This window comes from Hahella sp. CR1 (assembly GCF_029813005.1).
GTDB lineage: Bacteria > Pseudomonadota > Gammaproteobacteria > Pseudomonadales > Oleiphilaceae > Hahella.
The window spans coordinates 227,079-246,980 of sequence record NZ_JAPELK010000003.1 but is presented as its reverse complement, the minus strand read 5'-3'; the positions used below and the strand labels follow the sequence as shown (position 1 = coordinate 246,980).

Sequence of the window (19,902 nt, the reverse complement as noted above, 5' to 3'; positions counted from 1 at the left end):
GGCTGACATGTCAAAAGTCGCAAAGCAGTATGCCGGCGCGCAAGTGTACGGCAGGCTGCTGTCATACTTGAAGCCGTTATGGAAGGTCTTCGCTCTAGCGGTGCTGGGTAATGTGATTTACGCATTAGCCAGCGCCGGAATGGCGGATGCAACCAAGTACATCGTCGCGGCGATCGAAACTCCAAGCCCGGAAGGGCGTTTCCTGGTTCCCATGCTGATCATCGGCATATTCGCCCTGCGCGGCCTGGGTTCATTTTGTGGTGGCTATTTCATGGCGCGTGTGGCCAGGGGCATTGTTCACAGAATGCGCCTGGAGCTGTTTCGCCATCTGACCGTATTGCCGTGTCGCTTCTTTGACTCCAATTCAACCGGACATCTGGTTTCCCGTATTACCTATAACGTGGACCAGGTGACAGGCGCCGCCACCAATGCGATTACGGTTGTCCTGAGAGAAGGATTTACGGTCATTGGGTTGATGGGGTACATGATCTTTGTCAGCTGGAAGTTGACGCTTCTGTTTCTTGTCCTTGGTCCGATCATCGGTGTCCTTATCAGCTACGTTTCCAAGCGATTCCGGCGTATTAGTCATCGCATACAAAGCAGCATGGGAGACGTTACTCATGTGGCTTCGGAATCCATTGGCGGATATCGCGTGATGCGGACTTTTGGCGGCGAGGAGTACGAATTCAATCGCTTCATGAAAGCGAGTGAGTACAACATCGCGCAGGCGCTGAAAATGTCGCTCACGCAGGCGCTGTCAACGCCGATCATTCAGCTGGTTATTTCCGTTTTTATCGCCTTGTTGGTGTGGCTGGCTCTTAGTCCTGAAATTCGCGGCAATATGAGCACTGGCGAGTTTCTGGCCTACATCACTGCTGCGACGACCTGCGCTAAGCCCATCAGGCAGTTGACTGAGGTTAACGCCGTCATTCAGCGAGGGATCTCCGCGGCGCAGGATGTATTCATGCAGTTGGATGAGCCGATTGAAAAAGACGAAGGCGCATTTGCGACGGAGCGAGTGCAAGGCCGATTGGAGTTCAAGGGATTGGGCTTTAGTTACGGTGATGAGGGCAAGCCTGCGCTGCAGGACATTAACCTTGTAATCGAGCCGGGCGAGACCGTTGCGCTGGTTGGGCGTTCCGGTAGTGGGAAGTCCACGTTGGTCAGTCTTCTGCCTAGATTTTATGACTATGAAACTGGCGAAATTCTGTTGGACGGAAAACCGCTCAAAGATTTCACTCTGACGTCTCTGCGTCGCCAAATCTCCATTGTGACTCAGCAGGTTGTGCTGTTTAACGATACGGTCACCAACAATATTGCCTACGGCGCTTTGGCTGATGCAACGCCTGAGCAGGTGCGTGAAGCGGCGAAATCTGCAGACGCGTTGGATTTTATCGAGCAGCTGGAGCAAGGCTTCGACACGCTGCTGGGCGAAAATGGGACGCGTTTGTCAGGAGGGCAGCGGCAGCGCATGGTTATAGCGCGGGCGCTGCTTAAGGACTCTCCGATACTGATTCTCGACGAAGCCACGTCCGCGCTGGACACTCACGCGGAGCGGAATATTCAGAGTGCGTTGGAAACCTTGATGAAAGGTCGCACCACATTGGTGGTTGCCCACAGGCTTTCCACTATTGAGAACGCCGATAAGATCGTGGTCATGGATCAGGGGCGTATTGTGGAAGTCGGAACGCATCGCGAGTTGATTGAAAAAGACGGCGCTTACGCGGCTTTACACAAGCTGCAGTTCAGTGAAGCCGACGCATGAGCGCATGGATCGAGGGAGTCTGGTACGGTAAGTCGCGTTGGAGATTTCTGCTGTGGCCGCTGTCATGGCTCTACCTGTTGGTCGTTGCAATCAGAAAAACCATTTTCACCATGACAAAGCCCCCGGCTTCCGCCGCGGGTGTTACGTCTATGCGTCCGCCGATTATTGTGGTGGGCAATCTGACGGTGGGGGGCGCTGGTAAAACTCCCTTGGTGGTAGCGCTGGTGGAGTACTTTCAGCGTAGAGGACTTAGACCCGGCGTTGTTAGTCGGGGATATGGCGGTGTGAGCGAATCATACCCTGTTCTGGTGGAGCGAAATCCTGACCCTAGAATAACAGGCGATGAGCCTGCCCTGATTCACATGCGCACGGGGTGTCCCGTTGTGGTGGCGCCTAAGCGGGCGGAAGCGCTGCAAAAACTGCTGGATGTATATGATTGCGATGTGGTGATCAGCGACGATGGATTGCAGCACTTGGCATTGCCGCGGGATATGGAAATTGTTGTGGTGGATGCGCAGCGAGGGTGGGGCAATGGACTTTGTCTTCCTGCAGGCCCTTTGCGGGAACCGGTCAGGCGCGTGCAGTCTGTGGACCTGGTTGTCAGTAATGGTTTGCATGCGCAGGTCAATGCTGACTACGCAATGCAGTTACGTCCTGTGCGCTGGAAAAAAGTGTCTGGCGAGGAAGAAAAAAGTACTAATTACTTTGCTGGGCGCACTGCGCATGCTGTTGCGGCGATCGGGAATCCGGGGCGCTTTTTCGCAACCCTGGCGGATCTGGATGTGGCCTCCATTCAGCATGCGTTTCCTGATCATTACAGTTACGCCCAGAAGGATATAGAATTCAACGATGATCTTCCCGTTTTGATGACGGAGAAGGATGCGGTCAAGTGTAAGTCGTTCAATCTTGAAAACGCTTGGTACCTGGAAGTTGGCGCTGAGCTCAACTCTACGTTTTATGAGAGGATCGACGCCAGACTAAACGAATTGCGGAGTCACAAAAAAGATGGATAAAAAACTATTGGCCATCCTTGCCTGCCCAGTGTGTAAGGGCGACTTGAAGTATGACCGGGAGAAGCAGGAGTTGGTCTGTAAGAACGACGGTATGGCTTTCCCTATTCGCGACGGCATCCCGGTGATGCTGGAGAAAGAAGCGCGCACGCTGACTACTGATGAGCGGTTGAGCTGATATGAGCGTGTTCACCGTTATTATTCCCGCCCGCTACGGTTCCTCCAGGCTGCCAGGCAAGCCTTTACTGGATATTGCCGGCAGGCCTATGGTTGCGCATGTATACGAGAGGGCGCAGGAAAGTCTGGCCAAGCGTATTTATGTCGCAACGGACGATGCGAGAATTGCTGAGGCGGTGGAAGGTTTCGGGGGCTCTGTTCTGATGACTCGTACGGACCACCCTTCAGGCACGGATCGTTTGGCGGAATGCGCGGATATTCTCGAGCTGGACGATGATGAAATCGTCGTTAACGTGCAAGGGGATGAGCCGATGCTGCCGGCGGAACTGATTAGTCAGGTCGCTAATAATCTGACGGCGAATCCGCAGGCGGGAATCGCCACGCTGTGCGAGCGAATTCACGACCGGGAAACTTTATTTAATCCCAATGCCGTCAAGGTTGTGAAAAGTGAAGCGGGTATGGCGCTGTATTTCTCCCGGGCGCCGATTCCCTGGGCGCGGGATTATTTTGCCGACCCAGGCGCTGGGCTGCCTCCTACTTATGACTTTTATCGCCACATAGGCATCTACGCATACCGAGTTGGCTTTTTGCGGGATTATGTCACCTGGGGAAGTTGCCCGCTTGAGGGGATTGAAAGTCTTGAGCAGCTGCGCGCCATGTGGCGCGGCGTGCCCATTCATGTGGATGTGGTGGCGAAGGCTCCGCCGGCGGGAGTGGATACGGAAGCTGATTTGCAGCGCGTACGCGCGATGATGGCCAAGACATCATGATCAATATTTTGTTTGTGTGTATGGGTAATATCTGTCGGTCGCCCACAGCGCATGGCGTTTTCGAAGCGTTTCTGCAGCGTGCAGGGCTGACGGACTGCGTGGCGGTGGATTCCGCCGGCACGGGCGGCTGGCATGCGGGTGAGCTGCCTGACCGTCGGGCGCGTGAGTTTGCCGGTAAGCGCGGTTATTCTCTTGAGCACATTCGAGCTCGACAGGTGACCGCAGATGACTTTGAGCAGTTTGACCTGGTATTGGCGATGGATCGGGACAACCTCGCGAACTTGCAACACATCTGCCCCCAGAAGCATCAATCTAAAGTGAAGTTGTTTTTGGACTTTGCTTCGTCCAGTGATGAGCGTGAAGTGCCGGACCCCTATTACGGCGGCCCTCAGGGGTTTGAGCATGTGCTGGACTTGGTGGAAGACGCCTGCCAAGGGCTTGTTGAACATGTTCAAGGACAACTAAAGCATCGTGGCTGATATGCATTGGGAGTTGAATGCGGACTTGGCGATGCGCCACACCATGGGGTGTCCCGCTCGGGCGGAGCGCATGGTGACGGTGGCGAATATTGATGATATTCGATGCGTACTGTCAGAGCTGACATCTACATCTGTCCCTGCTTTTGTGCTTGGCGGCGGCAGTAACGTTGTTTTTACCCGTGATCTTGCAGGTGTTGTCATCAATATGGGGAACCGTGGCGTCAGTGTGGATGCTTCGGATTCCAGTGGCGATATTGTGCGGGCGGCCGCTGGCGAGAACTGGCATGAGTTTGTCTGGTGGACGCTGGAGCAAGGCTACATAGGGCTGGAAAACCTGGCTCTGATTCCGGGTACAGTGGGCGCCGCTCCGATTCAGAATATCGGCGCCTATGGCGTGGAGCTTAAGGATCGGTTGCACTCCGTGCGGGCAATTCACATGGATACACTTGAGGAGCGGGAGTTCTCTCTGTCTGACTGCCGCTTCGGCTACCGCGACAGCTTTTTCAAGTCGGAGTCGGGAAGGCGATGGCTGATCTGGGAGGTGGCTTTCAGGCTGTCGGCTGAAACTCCACTGGTTCTCGAATATGCAGAGCTAAAAAGGCGCTGGGAGCTGGACGGCGCTCCCTGTGACGCCAGAGCGGTCGCCAAATTGGTGGAGGCTATTAGAACGGAAAAGCTGCCTGATCCGGTGCAATTGCCCAATTCTGGCAGCTTTTTCAAAAACCCTATTGTGTCTGCTGCGCACTTTCTTGCTCTCAACGAGAAATTTCCTGACATTGTCTCTTTCCCGCTGGCGGACGGCTCTAGGAAGTTGGCGGCGGGTTGGCTGATTCAGGCTTGTGGCTGGAAGGGCTTCCTGGAAAATGGCGTTGGGGTTTATCCCAAACAGGCTTTGGTGCTTATTAACCCCGGTCATAAGTCGGGTGCTGAAGTGAAGTTGCTCGCCTCCAGAATACAGGCCTCTGTAGAGGAGCGCTTTGGCGTGTCTTTGGAAGTCGAGCCTCTCATTTTGTAAACAATCTGTGCGCCATTGGCTTGTTGTCGACTAAGTGAGTGGCGCTTCCTTCTTCTTCCGCCTTGTTTCGCATTCATTCTGCATTTGTGGTTAGTTCGGATACGCTATTTGGATCGTAGTGTCGGGCTGTCAAAAATCTCATGTAACATCATGAAAAAAATGGATTTTGTCTTCTTCTATAAATATCTGTGATTCTGAGCGGCCAGGCAGAGCTTGCTTTAAGGGTATTCCGCTATTGTAAAAAACGGCTTGAAGCCTCTTTCTCTTTGTTGGCAAAATTGTTTACAATCCTTTGGCGTGCGCCGACGCAATGGTTGTGTTGGCGCGATACAGGAGAAAATTGTAAACAATATGGCTGCGCCTGACTCCCGAACTCTTGCTGACCAAGCTTTTGAGCGCCTGCAGACTGCTATTGTCAAAGGCGACATTCGAGCAGGAGAGAAAATTAGTGAGGCGGAGCTGTCTGCAAAATTTGGGTTTGGCAGAGGGCCCTTGAGGGAAGCTCTGCACAGGTTGGAAGGCAGAGGGCTGATTGTTCGCAAGGCCCATTCCGGCGCCAGAGTGGTGGCGCTGACCTTCGAAGAGCTGATTGAGTTGTATGAAGTGCGTGAATCCCTGGAGGGGATGGCGATTCGATTGGCGTCAGAGCGCATGTCGCAAGAAGAAATAGACGATTTGAAGCGGCTGATGGACATCCATGCTGAGCAAATCAAGGAAGAGAAGGGGCTAGCCTATTACCAAAAAGAAGGCGACTTCGACTTTCATTTCCGAATTATCTCCGGCAGTAAAAACCGTAAGCTCAGCAATATGCTGACAGGTGAGTTATATCATTTGTTGAGGCTATATCGATATCGTCTCAGCACATTCAGCGGTCGACCCGAAAAAGCGTTTCATGAGCACTGGCGTATTATCGAGGCGCTTGAAGAGCGGGATGGCGACTTGGCTGAACTCTTGATGCGGCGACACATTTCCGCTGCGAGAAACAATTTAATCAGGAAGTATCGCGATGGAGAGTTGCAGCTATAGCACGCTGTGAATCATCCGTCTCTCAATGGTCTGCAACAGGGGGCTTATATGTCAGCAGGACGTCGCTTTCGCAAAGCGCTAGAAGATAACCAACCGCTGCAAATTGTCGGGGCTATCAACGCCTATTGCGCGATGATGGCGGAAAGAGTAGGGCACCAGGCTATTTACTTGTCAGGTGGTGGTGTGGCCAATGCGTCATTTGGACTTCCTGATCTGGGAATGACCAGCATGAATGACGTCCTGGAAGATGTGCGCAGAATCACCGCTGCGTCGGAGCTGCCTTTGTTGGTCGATATCGATACTGGATGGGGCGGCGCCTTCAATATCTCGCGTACAGTCAAAGAAATGATCCGCGCTGGGGCTGCGGCGGTACACATTGAAGATCAGGTGGCGCAAAAACGCTGCGGGCACAGGCCTAATAAAGAGATTGTCAGCCAGGAAGAAATGGTGGATCGGATAAAGGCCGCGGCGGATGCGCGCACGGACAAAGACTTTTTCATCATGGCGCGAACGGATGCGTTTGCTCAGGAAGGGCTGCAGGCGGCGATTGACCGCGCTGGCGCCTGTCTGGAGGCTGGCGCCGACGGCATCTTCGCTGAAGCGGTGACGGAGTTGGAGCATTATAAGGCCTTCACGGATGCGCTGAGCGCGCCTATTCTGGCCAACATTACTGAGTTCGGGCAAACCCCGTTATACAACAAGGCTGAACTGGCTGGCGTCGGCGTGGCGATGGTTTTATATCCGTTGAGCGCTTTCAGGGCGATGAATCGCGCAGCTTTGAATGTGTATGAAAGTATTTTGAGCAAAGGCGATCAGAAAGAAGTGGTCGACTCCATGCAGACTCGTATGGAGTTATACGATTTTCTGGGGTATCACGATTACGAAAAGAAATTGGATGCGCTGTTTGCGGCGGGGAAAAACAAATAACGCATAAGTCGCTGCAAGCATTGAGGTTTCGCCTTGGCGAAACTCTTAAAACAGTCTGATGCAAGAGGAGAATTAGCAATGGCGGAAAAAAATATTGGAGGCGCGGGCCTGAGAGGTCAGGTCGCAGGACAGACGGCGCTATGCACGGTAGGTCAATCAGGGCATGGTTTGACCTATCGGGGATACGGCATTGAGGTGCTTGCCGATAAAGCTGAATTTGAGGAAGTGGCCTATTTGCTGCTGCGAGGCAAGCTGCCCAATCAAGCGGAGCTGAGCGCCTACAAGGCGAAGTTGAAGTCGCTGCGGTCATTGCCTCAGGCTCTTAAGGAAGTCCTGGAGCGAGTTCCCGCCGATGCGCATCCAATGGATGTGATGAGAACCGGCTGTTCCATGCTGGGCGTTTTGGAGACGGAGGCTGATTTTTCGCAGCAAGATGATCATATCGACCGCATGCTGGCGCTTTTCCCGTCCATTATTTGTTACTGGCATCGCTTCAGTCAGGATGGCGTGCGTATCGATACGGAAACTGACGATGACTCCATCGGCGCGCACTTCCTGCACATGCTGCATGGAAGCAAGCCGGACGCTTTGCATGAAAAAGTGATGCACGCTTCTCTGATTTTGTATGCGGAACATGAGTTCAACGCCTCGACATTTACGGCCAGGGTGTGTGCTTCTACGTTGTCGGACATTCATTCATGCATTACCGGCGCTATTGGGTCGCTGCGCGGTCCTTTGCACGGCGGCGCCAACGAAGCGGCGATGGCGATGATTGAAAAGTTCAAGAGCCCCGAAGATGCGGAAGAGCAGATCATGGGCATGCTGGAGCGCAAGGAAAAAATTATGGGCTTCGGGCACGCCATCTATCGTGAATCCGATCCCCGCAACGCCATTATTAAGAAGTGGGCGCAAAAGCTGTCGGAAGAAGTGGGCGACAAGGTGCTCTATCCCGTGTCCGTGCGCTGTGAAGAAGTCATGTGGCGTGAGAAAAAACTATTTTGCAACGCAGACTTTTTCCATGCTTCAGCCTATCACTTCATGGGCATTCCCACCGAATTGTTCACGCCGATTTTTGTTATGTCGCGCCTGACTGGTTGGGCTGCGCATGTGAAAGAGCAGCGTGAGAACAATCGCATTATTCGGCCCTCGGCGGACTATACCGGTCCAGAGTCCGCTGAATGGACTCCGATTGAACAGCGTCATTAATACGAATAACCAAATTGAGGAAGAAAGAGAATGGGTGCGAATGTAGATCTGAATGATCGTCCTGATTATGACAAGGTCATTCAGGATATTGCTGACTATGTCCTGAACTTCAAAATCGAATCCCAGGAAGCGCTGGATACTGCAAGAAACTGCTTGATGGACACTCTGGGGTGCGGCCTGTTGGCGTTGAGATTCCCTGAGTGCACCAAGCACTTAGGCCCGATTGTGGAAGGCACGGTCGTGCCCAATGGCGCTCGCGTTCCAGGTACGCAATTCCGTCTGGACCCTGTTAAGGCGGCATGGGATATCGGTTGTATCATTCGCTGGCTGGATTACAACGATACTTGGCTGGCGGCGGAGTGGGGGCATCCCTCCGATAACCTGGGCGGTATTCTGGCGGTGGCGGACTACTTGTCTCAGAAGCGCGTCGCAGCTGGGAAAGAGCCTTTGACCATGCGGGATGTTCTGGAAGCCATGATCATGGCTCATGAAATCCAAGGCGTCATTGCTCTGGAGAACAGCTTCAACCGCGTGGGTCTGTGTCATGTGCTATTGGTGCGTATTGCATCCACTGCTGTGGTGACCAAGCTGAAAGGCGGGGATAGAGAGCAGATTATGGCGGCGGTTTCGCAGGCCTGGGTCGACGGCTCTTCGCTGCGTACTTATCGCCACGCGCCGAATGCCGGTTCACGTAAGTCCTGGGCGGCGGGCGACGCAACCTCTCGGGCGGTGCGTCTGGCTGACATCAGCATGCGCGGTGAGATGGGAATTCCGGGCGTTCTGACGGCTCCACAGTGGGGATTCTATGACGTATCCTTCAGCAAGACCGTAGCCGACCAGAAGGTTAAAGCGCCCGAAGATCGGGTCTTCAAGTTCCAGAGAGACTATGGTTCATACGTGATGGAGAACGTACTGTTTAAGATCTCGTTCCCTGCGGAATTCCATTCTCAAACGGCGGCGGAGGCGGCGGTCACGTTGTATCCTCAGGTCAAGGACAGGTTGCAGGATATTGATAAGATCGTTATCACGACTCATGAATCTGCGATCCGTATTATTTCTAAAGTTGGCCCTCTGGCGAATGCGGCGGACCGCGATCACTGTCTGCAATACATGACAGCTGTGCCGTTGGCGTTCGGTAATCTGGTGGCGGAACATTATGAAGATGACTTCCATGCTGCGAACCCGATTATTGATGAACTGCGCAACAAAATGGAAATCGTAGAAGATAAGCGCTATAGCCAGGAATATCATGAGCCGGACAAGCGCTCCATCGCTAACGCGGTGCAGGTGTTCTTCAAAGACGGAACGTCCACGGATAAAGTTGAAGTAGAATATCCGGTTGGCCATCGCCGCCGTCGCGAGGAGGGTATTCCTTTGTTGGAGAAAAAATTCCGCGCCAATTTGGCGACGCGTTTCCCTGGTAAGCGGTGCGACGACATTTTTTCTCTGTGTAAAAATCAGAAAACGCTGGAGGCGACGCCAGTTAACGAGTTTATGGACTTATTTGTTATCTGATGCTTGTGATCTGACGCCCTCTTTTTCAGGGGGGGCGGCGTAAAAATAAAAAAAAGCGCGGATATCCGCGCTTTTTTATTGTTTAGTTTCTGGTTGGCCCTACAGGCGTCCATCCACCGAGTCTTTCGGAAGAACATACTTGACGTCGAAGAGGACGTGGTTGTCCTTGCCGAGTTTGCGGATATTTTCTATTCCCATATCTTTGAACTGCTTATGAGCCACAGTAAGAATAATGGCGTCATAATGGTTTGCTTTCAGTTCTGGAATAACGCGAATGCCGTATTCGTGCTCCGCTTCCGCAGGGCTGGCCCAGGGGTCGTAGACATCAACGTTGGCGTTGTACGACTCAAAGGCGCTGATAACGTCGACTACGCGAGTGTTGCGGATGTCGGGGCAGTTCTCCTTGAACGTCAATCCCAATACAAGAATGTTGGCTTCAGCCACATGTTGCTTGCGCTGTGTCATCATGCGAATGACGCGTTCCGCCACATGTTCGCCCATGCCGTCGTTAATGCGTCGGCCGGACAGGATAATTTCTGGATGGTGACCAACCGCCTGGGCTTTGTAGGTCAGGTAGTAAGGGTCGACGCCGATGCAGTGACCGCCAACCAGGCCAGGGCGGAAGGGGAGAAAGTTCCACTTGGTGCCGGCCGCTTCCAGTACTTCCAGTGTGTCGATGCCAAGCTTTTCGAAAATCAGCGATAGCTCGTTAATCAAGGCGATATTGACGTCTCGTTGAGTGTTCTCGATAACCTTGGCCGCTTCAGCAACTTTGATGCTGCTCGCTTTGTGGGTGCCCGCGACAATGATGGATGCGTAGAGCTCGTCTACGTACTGGGCGATTTCAGGAGTGGAGCCGGAGGTGACCTTCAGAATGTTGATGACTCTGTGTTCTTTGTCCCCTGGGTTGATTCGCTCAGGGCTGTAGCCGGCGAAAAAATCCTGGTTGAACTTCAATCCAGAGATTTCTTCAAGTATTGGGACACAGACTTCTTCCGTTGCGCCGGGATAAACGGTGGACTCGTAAATAACAACGTCATCTTTTTTCAGTACTTTGCCGATTGTGCGGCTGGCTGACTGTAAGGGTCTCAGGTCGGGTGTCTTGAAGTCGTCGATAGGCGTTGGGACGGTGACAATGTAAACATTACAGGATTGTATATCTTCAAGTTTGTTGCTGTAGGAAAGTTTATTGGCTTCAGCAAGTAGTTCGGGTTCCACTTCCAATGTGCTGTCTTTACCGGATTTCAGCTCCTCGATACGGGCGGCATTGATGTCAAAGCCAACGGTAGAGAACTTCTTGCCGAACTCGACGGCCAGTGGCAGGCCAACATAACCCAGGCCCACAACTGCAATTTTTGCGTTCCTCAAATCTGTCATTGGAAACCCTTTAAGCGAGATAGTAGTAGTATTTTATTTAAAAAATCGAACTATAATGAGCGTCCGTCGTTAGACGGTCTCCGCGGAAGCCCTTGGCAATTCCGTGGAAACTCAGGAAATAGCCCGCGCATCCATGATTGGATCATGCGCTTAAGGCTAAATCATTCAAGACTTCGTTTGGGCTGATGTGCGCATCTCGACCGTTGTGACAATATCAAGCGAACTCTTGAGAAATTTAGCCAAAGCGCGTCGCCGCGCAAGTATATCGGAAAATACGCGCCAAGATATTTGAATTTAGTTTAACAATACTCTTTTGTATTTGCTTAACTTAAGTTGTCCAAAAAAATTTGATAGCATGAGCGGCCCTCAAGTCTAGGCTGCAAGTCCGTGTTGGTAAGGAGAAAAGGCTTGGCCCACGTACGTATATTCCGGCATTACATACATTTGCCCTACATTATCATGGGCGCCGCGGACCTGGTGGTCTTAGGCGCAGTATTTTACTGTGGCGTTTTCTTCCGTTATTTCGGCGAAATTAATTTTTTCCTTGATAACTATCAGGTCGCCTTCCCCGAGGCGCTGACCTTCGCGGCGGTGAATCTGATCATCATGATCGCGATGGGGGTCTATCCCGCCAAAACCCAAGAGGGGATGTCGGGCATGATGTTGAGAACGATATTCTCGATTCTCATGTCCGCCGCAGGTTTGTCATTCCTATTTTATGTAACCGAATCCTGGTTGTGGTACTTCGGCAAGGGCGTTTTGGCCCTTTCGTCCGTCCTGGCGATTTTTATCCTGGGAATATCTCGTAGTCTGTTCCTGTTTTTCGCCAATGAACAAAGCTTCAAGCGCAATGTCTTAGTGCTCGGCGCAGGAAATCGTGCGAGTAACCTTTATGACGACTTAAAAGAGCCCCTGGACCGTCGAGGCGTTGAGTTGATGGGGTTTGTGCCTGGGCTTGATGAAGAGGTCAAGGTGCCTCATCAGAAAGTATTGACGATTCCTGGAACGTTGAAAGAGTACGTTCTACAGCATCCTGTCGATGAAATTGTTATCGCGCTGGATGACCGCAGGAAAAAATTGCCCTTGGATGATCTGCTGGAATGCAAGATGGAGGGGGTGCATATCGTAGATGCCCCTACGTTCCTGGAGCGCGAAGGACGCAAAGTCGCGCTGGACTTGATTCAGCCTAGCTGGATGATTTTCGCAGACGGGTTTGGGGCTGTTTCCACCCGCAGCATCACCAAGCGTGGCTTTGATATTTTATCCAGTCTAAGCCTGTTGCTCGTGACTTGGCCTATTATGTTATTGACGGTGCTCGCCATTAAGCTTGAGGAAGGCTGGTCGGCTCCGGTGTTATACAAGCAGGAGAGGGTGGGGCTAAACGGTCAGCCGTTTCCTGTTATGAAGTTCCGTAGCATGAGGGTTGATGCGGAAAAGCATGGCGCTGTCTGGGCGCAGAAAAATGACACTCGTGTGACCCGTATTGGCGGCTTTATTCGTAAAGTGCGTATCGACGAGTTGCCGCAAATTTTTAATGTTTTGCTCGGAGATATGGCTGTAGTCGGGCCGCGCCCGGAAAGACCTATTTTTGTGGAAAAGCTTTCGGAAAAGATTCCTTACTATAACGAAAGGCATAGAGTGAAGCCCGGTATTACCGGTTGGGCGCAGCTCTGTTTCGCTTACGCCGATAGTGAGGAGGACACCAAGGAGAAGCTGCGGTATGATTTATACTACATTAAAAATCAGAGCCTACTGCTTGATTTGATTGTATTAATTCAGACCGTTGAGGTTATTTTGTTTAAGAAAGGCTCCCGGTAAGCGGGCGCTCGGGTTTTTAACATTGGCATCATTGTTTTGAAGTATTTAGCAGGGCGTAATGTTGGAAAACTATCCGGAAAAACCTGGCTGCTGAAGAGTCGCATTGGATTCAACTGCTGATTAACTTGGGATACTAATGATGAAAATTAACGCCTTGAAAATATGCGTTCTAGCATTGCTGGCTGTGCTGTTTAGCGCCTGCAGCACGGTTAAGCCTTCCGACAATGCTTTGGTTAGCGCCGCTCTGAAAGACCGGCCGAAGATGCTGGAGTCGTATATTCTAGGGCCTGGCGATGTGGTTAACATAAATGTCTGGCGCAACCCTGAATTGTCTGGAGGAGTGCCAATTAGGCCGGATGGCAAATTGTCTACGACACTGGTTGGCGATATCGTAGCGTCCGGCAAAACTCCGGCTCAGTTGGCTGAGGAAATCAAGCAAAAGCTGTCGGTTTATATTCGTGAGCCTCAGGTAAGCGTTGTTGTCACCGGAATGCAGAGCTATGAGTTTTCCAGTAGGGTGCGCGTTACTGGCGCTGTGAAGTCGCCGATTTCAATACCTTATCGTCATGGTATGACTGTTATGGATGTTGTATTGACAGCCGGCGGGCTGAATGACTTCGCCAGCGGCGACGGCGGCGTGCTGTACAGGCAGTATCAAGGGAAGACCGTTATCATTCCTGTAAAATTAAATGAAATCTTTCAGGAAGGCGACGTGACCACCAACTATGAGTTGAACCCTGGGGATATAATTACTGTTCCTGAGAAGGTGTTGTAATACGACGCAGTTGGGGGCGAAATTGAATTTGAGACAGAACTTTTCTCTTATGACTATGCTGGTGCAATGATATGGCGGTTCCTTTAGATCAGCTACCAAAAGAAGCCTTCAGGGAGATTCGCTCCCGGAAATGGCTGTCGTTCTTTGTTTTTCTTGCTGTCAGCTTCGGAACGCTTGTCGTGGGCGCATTTTGGCCGCAGCAGTTTACTGCTCGAAGCGTTATATATGTCGATGATCAAAATATCATCCGGCCTCTGATGGATGGCTCAGCCCTAACCACCAAAGTGAAGGATCACGTTGCTTCTGTTGAAGAGGTTATGTTGTCGAGAAGAGTTCTGACCCGTCTCGCAGAAATGGAGGATATCTGGGGGACTGTAAAATCAGACGCTGCGAAGGAAGGCATTATTTCCAAAGTGCGAAATAATGTCGCGGTCAAGAAGACCGGAGCCCCCAACTTTATTGAAATAGAATACAAGGATTCTAATGCGCAACGAGTCTTTGATGTAACTCGTGAGTTGACGCAGCTCTTTATCGAAGAGACCGAAAACAGCAAGCGTGAAGAAAGCCGCAATGCGTATGAGTTTGTTGATAAGCAAGTTAAGGCATACCAAACGCAATTGCAGGCATCTGAAGAGCGCTTGAAAAACTTTTTGCAGGATAATGTGGACGGTACTGCTGAGTCAGTTGGGTCGAGAATATCCGCTCTTGAGCGTCAGATTGAAGAAGCCGAGCTTGCGTTGAAAGAGGCGATGGCTCAGAGAGATGCGCTGCAGTCACAGTTGTCGGGACAGTCTAGAGTTGTGAGAAGAGAAATCGCAGATGATGCGTATCAAACTCGCATAGATGAGTTAAATAAGAAGCTTGATTCCTTGCGGTTGATTTATCTGGATAGCTATCCCGACATTATTGCTTTGAAGCAACAAATAGTCGAACTGGAGAAGCAGCGTGCAGAAGCCGTGTCCAGCGGTGGCTCGTCTACGCGTTCGGAGTCTTCTTTTAACCCTATATATCAAGAGCTCCAGAGTGAGCTTTCAAAAGCGCTCGCTAACATAGATACATTGCGTACAAGACAAAAGTCCTTGGCGATTTTATTAGAGAAAGAGCGCACCCGAATGCAGCGCATTCAGGAGAATCAGGCGAAAATTGCTGAGCTTACCAGGGATTATGAGGTTAACAAGAATATATACGATGATCTCTTGAAGCGAAGGGAAAAGGCGCGAGTCTCAATGCGTCTTGATGTAGAAGGGCATGGTCTTAGTTATAAGATCCATGAGCCGGCTGCCTATCCGCTGAAGCCGTCCGGGTTTACTTTCCGTCACTTTGCCATGGCGGGACTGTTTTTAGGTTTTCTCGCGCCTATAGGCATAGCTGTCGCGTTCTGCCAGGTGGACCCGCGCGTACGTACAGGATCTATTTTGCAGGAAAATACGGGTATCCCTGTGTTGGCGACGATTCCCTATATTTCCACTCCATTGGAACGGAGAATTGACCGGCGTCGAACTAAAGTCATTCTTTTCTTGGCATTAGTCAGTATCGGCGTTTATTTAGTATATGGGTGGATGCGTTATACGGGAGTTGTCTTGTGACCGATAAGCAAGAGAATATCAAAAATATCTACGATATTGATAAGGGGCAGGCTAAACCTAAAGAGCCTCAGCCAAATAGCTCCACTGCTGATAGAGTGCTTGTGCCCAGTTCGCTGGAAGTCAAGTCAGGCAGTGTAGAACGCTATGTAATTAGTAAACAGATCGCCAAGATGCGAGAGCCTTCTCTCTTGTCAGTAGACGATCTGAACCAAAAGCGCATTATCCATCCGGAATCTCCTGATCGAACGATTATTGATAAATTTCGAGAGTTGCGAACCCGTTTGCTGGAGATTAGCAAAGGTAATAATTTCACCTTGGCTGTTACAGGTGTTACAGAAGGGTGTGGCGCTTCCTTTGCGGCAATAAATCTGGCTGCAGCATTTGCTTTGGACAGCAGTAAGACTGCGCTGATTATTGACTGCAACCTGAGAGAGCCGTCACTGCATAACATTTTGGATTTGATGCCTGATCTGGGGGTAACGGACTTTATTGAAGATCCCGATATGGATATTGCCTCCGTGATCTACCCAACAGGCATCAAAAGACTGAGATTGATCCCGGCGGGAAGTAGACGAGAATCGTCGGGAGAATTTTTTACATCGTTTCGTATGAGGCAGTTTTTGCACTCATTAAGAAAGCGCTATCCAGACCGCTTTATCATTCTGGATACTCCTTCGATTGCAGTGTCGCCCGATGCGCGGATTATCTCCGAGCTGTGTGATTTGACATTAGTTGTCGTACCTCATGGAAGGGTTACAGAAAGTCAGATTGTGTCCGCTGTGTCATCGATTCCGTCGCAGAAGTGCGCGGGAGTCTTAGTAAATGGCTGAAAACAGCTAAAAGAGACTGTCTTTCTACATAACTACCATAAGGACCTGTCCCTTCATGGATTACCTTCTATTAGATAAATCAAGGCCAGCTCTGCTTGCCTTGATCGGTATAAATGCAATAAGCGCAGCACTATACGTACAGGCGGAACCGCTGGAAGTACAATTAAGCGCTACTCAGGAGTACTCCGATAACGTAACAAAAACTCAAAACAAAGAAGATGATTGGCTTAGCAAGGTGGGCTTAAAGCTGGGGCAAACGCTTACGAAAGGGGCTTTTGAGAGTTCACTTTCAGCAGATTTTGGGTTCGAGCACTATTGGGGCGACACCTTTGGGGATGAAGTTACCACTGAGGTGATATATGACGGTAGATATAATTTCAGTCCCAGCCTGTCTTGGCTTATTAAGGATGAATTGACTGAGGATGTGCTAAATAGCAGTACGCCAAATACCCCTGATACAAGAGTTCGGAAGAATGTTTTTACCACTGGACCTAGCTATCGTATTGCTGTGTCAGCGAAAGATGACTTGGTGCTAGGGGGGCAATATAAGCAAATCGACTTCGATAGTAATACCGCTATCGACAGCAAAAGAAATACCGCAACTGCCGATTATGTACATCGTTTTGCAAATGAGCTTACGTTTACATGGAGCAATAGTGGCGAGTGGGCTGACTTGGATAACGAAACGGACATTGAGACGTTAGAGTCTGAGGTGCGTCTCAGTAAACGCTACAATGATCTATTCGCCAGTATGGGTGTTGGTGTGACCAGGCTTACCACCGAGCAGTCAAGCGGAGACAGGAAGTCGGATGAGGTCACTGGATCTTTGAATCTAAGTTATCAGGCCAGCGCAGCAGTTGGTTTGACGTATGCCTATAATCGCAAGTTAACCGACAGCGCGTCTGAAACTGTTTTCCAAATTTTTGAACACCCGATCACGATAGGGTCTAGTGAGACCGTATTAATGCAAGAGCATGTTGCGGGTGTGAATTACAAGCCAAATTCCAGAGACGTGTTTCAATTAAAGGGTTCTAGTACGACCGAAGAAAATGAAACAACGACTCTGGAAGATAAAGAGTATTCCGCCGCTGTAAGCTGGTCTCATAAGGTTAACGCTGTCTGGAATTGGTTGATGTCGTCTGAATACACTAACAAGACCTTTGGGGGCAGTAACGCAGAGCAGGATACTTACGAGCATTCAATACAGGTTAACCATCATTGGTACAAAAACTTCAGCTCTCGCTATTACGTTGAATACGAGTCGAAAGATTCTGATGGCGGAGCAGCAGAATACGATGCCATGACAGTCGGAGTGGGCGTCGACTACGTCCCCAATTTTTAAGCATACAGGTGGTTGTCTTGCAGAACGCCTTGACTATAGATGTAGAGGATTATTTCCACGTTGCAGCGCTAGCGGAATCAATTGGCGTTGACGAGTGGACGAGCCGGGAGTGTCGTGTTGAAAAAAATACGCGAGACTTGCTCGAGTTGTTTGATAAGAAAGGTGTAAAAGGCACTTTTTTTGTTTTGGGCTGGGTGGCGGAAAGATATCCTCATATTGTCACGGAGATTCATCAGGCGGGTCACGAAGTGGCGTCACACGGCTACAGCCACCAATTGGTTTATTCGCAGACTCCTGAAGTATTCAGGGAAGAAACCGCTAAATCCAAAGATATTCTGGAAAATATCATCCAGCAGCCAGTGGAAGGGTATAGGGCGGCAAGTTACTCAATAACCGATAAGTCCAAGTGGGCGTTGGATATTTTGTGTGATTTAGGATTTAAGTGGGATTCAAGTATCTTTCCGGTAAGGCATGACCGCTATGGGATGCCGAACACACCGGAAGACCCTTATCTTCTACAAGCGCCAAATGGCAAACAGATTGTGGAGTTTCCCTTAACTACTTGCCCTATTGGCAAATACAGGCTTCCTATCGCTGGCGGCGGTTATTTCAGGTTGTTTCCCTATTGGCTTACGCGCTGGGGGTTGGGGCGGGTCAATAGATTGGGTCGCAGTTTTATTTTTTACTTGCATCCATGGGAAATTGATCCGAAGCAGCCCCGAGTCAAGGCCAGCATGTTGTCGACATTTAGGCATTACAACAATCTGGATGTTTGTTTTTCCAGACTAGAGGCGTTGCTCGATGACTTTTCCTTTACTACGGTTTCAGATGTGCTCAAGTCTCAGTCTATCGACTCTGCCCCAGTTGCGGTTTAACCCTTGTTATGAACGATGCTAACAATCTAGACAGCCTGAAGTTGCGGGAAGACCAGCTTAAGGCGCGCAAGGGCGAACTGTCGCGCTTAATTGGCGAGGCTAAAAAAAGTGGCTCCGATGATGCAGGCGAGCTCATTGTTGAAATGGGGGCGGTGTCAGCCGAGTTTAAGGAAGTAGCGGGGCGGATTAAGGCTTTTAAGAAAGCGCAGCGCCAGCAAGCTGGCCAATCGAGTGAAGTGCTTTCAGGTGGTCCCCTAGATAAGTCTAAGCAAGCGGAGAAGCTGCAACAGATTGTTGAAGAAGCCTATTCTGCGCCGCAGATCTTAAATCTTGCCGCCAAAGCGTTTCGAGTCGTGGAAGTCGACGCTGAGCCAGGCTTGCGAGCGTCTTGGGATGAATATGTCGACCGGCATCCACAGGCTTCTCCCTACCACAAGCTGTGGGTGAAATTTTTCGTGGAGTCGGTGTACGGCCACCCATGTCGATTTATTTGTGCGCTTGATGAGTCTGACAGAGTCGTCGGCGTTCTGCCGCTTACTCAATTGAACAGCCGTTTATTCGGAAACTTTATAGTTTCTACGCCGTATTTTAACTATGGCGGTGCTCTGGCGGACAGCAAGCAGGTTGCCCAAATGCTAATCGCTGATGCAGTGCGTTGGCGCGATCAGGTGGGAGCGGGGCATATCGAGCTGAGACATTTGACGTCATCCAATTTGGGCCTGCCGCAACGTACTGAAAAGTTGACGTTCTGGCTCGCGTTGCCCGAGCAGGAAGAAGATTTGTGGTCAAGCTTTAAGCCTAAAGTTCGAGCGCAAATTAAGCGCCCTCAGAAGGAAAGTGCGGAAATTACTATCGGTGGCGCTGAGTTACTGGATGACTTCTATTCCGTTTTCTCGCGGAATATGAGGGATCTTGGTACGCCGGTATATGGGAAAAACTTTTTTCATGGCTTCCTTAGATCGTACGGAGAATCTGCTAGAGTTGTCATAGGCAGATTAAGCGGCTCCGTGGTCGCATGTGCGATTATTATCGGTAGCGGCGATCGGATGGAAATACCCTGGGCTTCAACGGTGCATGAGGCGAATAGCTCCGGTATAAATATGCTGATGTATTGGGAAATCCTAAGGTTCAGCATTAGAGAAAAATACAAAATATTTGATTTTGGACGCTGTACGGAAGATAGCGGCACTTACAAATTTAAACAGCAGTGGGGCGCCACACCGGTGCGGTTACATTGGGACTACTGTCTTGCTGAAGGGAAAGAGGCGCCAAAGCTTAATCCTGATAACCCCAAGTTCAAGCTGCTGATTGCTGTATGGACAAGACTACCTGTGTGGCTGACTAATATAGTCGGCCCTATGGTGGTTAAGTATTTGCCCTGATCAAGAGCGTGCGATATGCAGTCTGGC

The 19,902-nt window shown here is 50.6% G+C and carries 18 protein-coding genes; 17 read left to right on the top strand and 1 reads right to left on the bottom strand.

The features are described 5' to 3' along the window. Nucleotides 1-7: 7 nt before the first annotated feature. The 10 genes from msbA (at nt 8) to prpD (ending at nt 9,890) form a co-directional block, all read left to right on the top strand. On the top strand, nt 8-1,765 hold the full coding sequence (gene msbA, locus ONV78_RS09075; protein ID WP_279502742.1) for a lipid A export permease/ATP-binding protein MsbA: 1,758 nt from the start codon (nt 8-10) through the stop codon (nt 1,763-1,765). Then, nucleotides 1,762-2,778, top strand: a complete 1,017-nt coding sequence (lpxK, locus tag ONV78_RS09070; RefSeq protein ID WP_279502740.1) for a tetraacyldisaccharide 4'-kinase — start codon at nt 1,762-1,764, stop codon at nt 2,776-2,778. The genes msbA and lpxK overlap by 4 nt, the downstream gene beginning before the upstream one ends. Continuing rightward, nucleotides 2,771-2,953, top strand: a complete 183-nt coding sequence (locus tag ONV78_RS09065; protein WP_127971510.1) for a Trm112 family protein — start codon at nt 2,771-2,773, stop codon at nt 2,951-2,953. Before lpxK ends, ONV78_RS09065 begins: the two co-directional genes overlap by 8 nt. A gap of 1 nt (nt 2,954) precedes the next feature. Continuing rightward, nucleotides 2,955-3,722 carry a 3-deoxy-manno-octulosonate cytidylyltransferase gene (gene kdsB / locus ONV78_RS09060; RefSeq protein WP_279502737.1) on the top strand — a complete coding sequence of 256 codons (768 nt, stop codon included), beginning with the start codon at nt 2,955-2,957 and terminating at the stop codon, nt 3,720-3,722. Continuing rightward, a complete protein-coding gene (locus ONV78_RS09055) occupies nt 3,719-4,201 on the top strand; it encodes a low molecular weight phosphotyrosine protein phosphatase (protein WP_279502735.1) in 483 nt (160 codons plus the stop codon). Before kdsB ends, ONV78_RS09055 begins: the two co-directional genes overlap by 4 nt. Before the next feature lies 1 nt (nt 4,202). Then, nucleotides 4,203-5,216, top strand: coding sequence for a UDP-N-acetylmuramate dehydrogenase (murB, locus tag ONV78_RS09050; protein WP_279503113.1), 1,014 nt, complete (start codon nt 4,203-4,205; stop codon nt 5,214-5,216). A 351-nt stretch (nt 5,217-5,567) separates the two neighbouring features. Further along, complete coding sequence (locus ONV78_RS09045; RefSeq protein WP_253938155.1) at nt 5,568-6,242, top strand: GntR family transcriptional regulator; 675 nt, start codon at nt 5,568-5,570, stop codon at nt 6,240-6,242. A 48-nt stretch (nt 6,243-6,290) separates the two neighbouring features. After that, a complete protein-coding gene (gene prpB, locus ONV78_RS09040) occupies nt 6,291-7,169 on the top strand; it encodes a methylisocitrate lyase (protein ID WP_279502733.1) in 879 nt (292 codons plus the stop codon). 78 nt (nt 7,170-7,247) lie between these two features. Next, complete coding sequence (gene prpC, locus ONV78_RS09035) at nt 7,248-8,375, top strand: 2-methylcitrate synthase (RefSeq protein ID WP_279502731.1); 1,128 nt, start codon at nt 7,248-7,250, stop codon at nt 8,373-8,375. A 30-nt stretch (nt 8,376-8,405) separates the two neighbouring features. Continuing rightward, nucleotides 8,406-9,890 carry a 2-methylcitrate dehydratase gene (gene prpD / locus ONV78_RS09030; RefSeq protein ID WP_279502729.1) on the top strand — a complete coding sequence of 495 codons (1,485 nt, stop codon included), beginning with the start codon at nt 8,406-8,408 and terminating at the stop codon, nt 9,888-9,890. A 99-nt stretch (nt 9,891-9,989) separates the two neighbouring features. Here prpD and tviB read toward each other — a convergent pair whose 3' ends face one another. After that, on the bottom strand, nt 9,990-11,267 hold the full coding sequence (tviB, locus tag ONV78_RS09025; protein WP_216735598.1) for a Vi polysaccharide biosynthesis UDP-N-acetylglucosamine C-6 dehydrogenase TviB: 1,278 nt from the start codon (nt 11,265-11,267) through the stop codon (nt 9,990-9,992). Between the two features lie 408 nt (nt 11,268-11,675). Here tviB and ONV78_RS09020 point away from each other — a divergent pair, with 408 nt between their 5' ends. From ONV78_RS09020 to ONV78_RS08990, 7 genes are all read left to right on the top strand, one after another. Continuing rightward, nucleotides 11,676-13,085 (top strand): TIGR03013 family XrtA/PEP-CTERM system glycosyltransferase, encoded by a 1,410-nt coding sequence (locus ONV78_RS09020; protein WP_216735599.1) that lies wholly within the window; start codon nt 11,676-11,678, stop codon nt 13,083-13,085. 136 nt (nt 13,086-13,221) lie between these two features. Then, nucleotides 13,222-13,860 carry an XrtA/PEP-CTERM system exopolysaccharide export protein gene (locus ONV78_RS09015; protein ID WP_216735600.1) on the top strand — a complete coding sequence of 213 codons (639 nt, stop codon included), beginning with the start codon at nt 13,222-13,224 and terminating at the stop codon, nt 13,858-13,860. Nucleotides 13,861-13,931: 71 nt separating this feature from the next. Continuing rightward, nucleotides 13,932-15,446 carry an XrtA system polysaccharide chain length determinant gene (locus ONV78_RS09010; RefSeq protein ID WP_279502725.1) on the top strand — a complete coding sequence of 505 codons (1,515 nt, stop codon included), beginning with the start codon at nt 13,932-13,934 and terminating at the stop codon, nt 15,444-15,446. Next, complete coding sequence (locus tag ONV78_RS09005) at nt 15,443-16,276, top strand: XrtA-associated tyrosine autokinase (RefSeq protein ID WP_279502723.1); 834 nt, start codon at nt 15,443-15,445, stop codon at nt 16,274-16,276. Before ONV78_RS09010 ends, ONV78_RS09005 begins: the two co-directional genes overlap by 4 nt. A 55-nt stretch (nt 16,277-16,331) precedes the next feature. Next, a complete protein-coding gene (locus tag ONV78_RS09000) occupies nt 16,332-17,618 on the top strand; it encodes a hypothetical protein (protein ID WP_279502720.1) in 1,287 nt (428 codons plus the stop codon). A gap of 17 nt (nt 17,619-17,635) precedes the next feature. Beyond that, nucleotides 17,636-18,493 (top strand): XrtA system polysaccharide deacetylase, encoded by an 858-nt coding sequence (locus ONV78_RS08995; RefSeq protein WP_279502718.1) that lies wholly within the window; start codon nt 17,636-17,638, stop codon nt 18,491-18,493. Nucleotides 18,494-18,501: 8 nt separating this feature from the next. After that, a complete protein-coding gene (locus ONV78_RS08990; RefSeq protein WP_279502716.1) occupies nt 18,502-19,875 on the top strand; it encodes a FemAB family XrtA/PEP-CTERM system-associated protein in 1,374 nt (457 codons plus the stop codon). Nucleotides 19,876-19,902: the final 27 nt, after the last annotated feature.